The organism is Pseudomonas saxonica (genome assembly GCF_007858365.1).
Classification (GTDB): domain Bacteria; phylum Pseudomonadota; class Gammaproteobacteria; order Pseudomonadales; family Pseudomonadaceae; genus Aquipseudomonas; species Aquipseudomonas saxonica.
Genome location: NZ_VFIO01000029.1, coordinates 1 through 1,515, shown reverse-complemented (window position 1 = coordinate 1,515; position 1,515 = coordinate 1). Strand labels below are relative to the sequence as shown.

At 53.8% G+C, this 1,515-nt stretch carries 1 protein-coding gene; it reads left to right on the top strand.

Going from position 1 to position 1,515, the window contains the following annotated elements; all coding sequences use genetic code 11:
- Positions 1-734 precede the first annotated feature (734 nt).
- The coding region (gene aadA1 / locus FJD38_RS24345; RefSeq protein ID WP_146388031.1) for an ANT(3'')-Ia family aminoglycoside nucleotidyltransferase AadA1 at positions 735-1,515 on the top strand (781 nt) is incomplete at its 3' end.

Below are 1,515 nucleotides of genomic sequence, written 5' to 3'. Positions count from 1 at the left end.
CCCGGGGGATCCGGCGCGCCTAGGCCTTGACGGCCTTCACTCAATTCGCCCTATAGTGAGTCGTATTACGTCGCGCTCACTGGCCGTCGTTTTACAACGTCGTGACTGGGAAAACCCTGGCGTTACCCAACTTAATCGCCTTGCAGCACATCCCCCTTTCGCCAGCTGGCGTAATAGCGAAGAGGCCCGCACCGAAACGCCCTTCCCAACAGTTGCGCAGCCTGAATGGCGAATGGGAGCGCCCTGTAGCGGCCACTCAACCCTATCTCGGTCTATTCTTTTGATTTATAAGGGATTTTGCCGATTTCGGCCTATTGGTTAAAAAATGAGCTGATTTAACAAAAATTTAACGCGAATTTTAACAAAATATTAACGCTTACAATTTAGGTGGCACTTTTCGGGGAAATGTGCGCGGAACCCCTATTTGTTTATTTTTCTAAATACATTCAAATATGTATCCGCTCATGAGACAATAACCCTGATAAATGCTTCAATAATATTGAAAAAGGAAGAGTATGCGTAGCCGTAATTGGAGCCGTACCCTGACCGAACGTAGCGGCGGTAATGGTGCGGTGGCGGTGTTTATGGCGTGCTATGATTGCTTTTTTGGCGTGCAGAGCATGCCGCGTGCGAGCAAACAGCAGGCGCGTTATGCGGTGGGCCGTTGCCTGATGCTGTGGAGCAGCAACGATGTGACCCAGCAGGGCAGCCGTCCGAAAACCAAACTGAACATTATGCGTGAAGCGGTGATTGCGGAAGTGAGCACCCAGCTGTCTGAAGTGGTGGGCGTGATTGAACGTCATCTGGAACCGACCCTGCTGGCCGTGCATCTGTATGGCAGCGCGGTGGATGGCGGCCTGAAACCGCATAGCGATATTGATCTGCTGGTGACCGTGACCGTGCGTCTGGATGAAACCACCCGTCGTGCGCTGATTAACGATCTGCTGGAAACCAGCGCGAGCCCGGGTGAAAGCGAAATTCTGCGTGCGGTGGAAGTGACCATCGTGGTGCATGATGACATTATTCCGTGGCGTTATCCGGCGAAACGTGAGCTGCAGTTTGGCGAATGGCAGCGTAACGATATTCTGGCCGGCATTTTTGAACCGGCGACCATTGATATCGATCTGGCCATTCTGCTGACCAAAGCGCGTGAACATAGCGTGGCGCTGGTTGGTCCGGCAGCGGAAGAACTGTTTGATCCGGTGCCGGAACAGGACCTGTTTGAAGCGCTGAACGAAACCCTGACCCTGTGGAACAGCCCGCCGGATTGGGCGGGTGATGAACGCAACGTGGTGCTGACCCTGAGCCGTATTTGGTATAGCGCGGTGACCGGCAAAATTGCGCCGAAAGATGTGGCGGCGGATTGGGCCATGGAACGTCTGCCGGCGCAGTATCAGCCGGTGATTCTGGAAGCGCGTCAGGCGTATCTGGGCCAGGAAGAAGATCGTCTGGCCAGCCGTGCGGATCAGCTGGAAGAATTTGTGCATTACGTGAAAGGCGAAATTACCAAAGTGG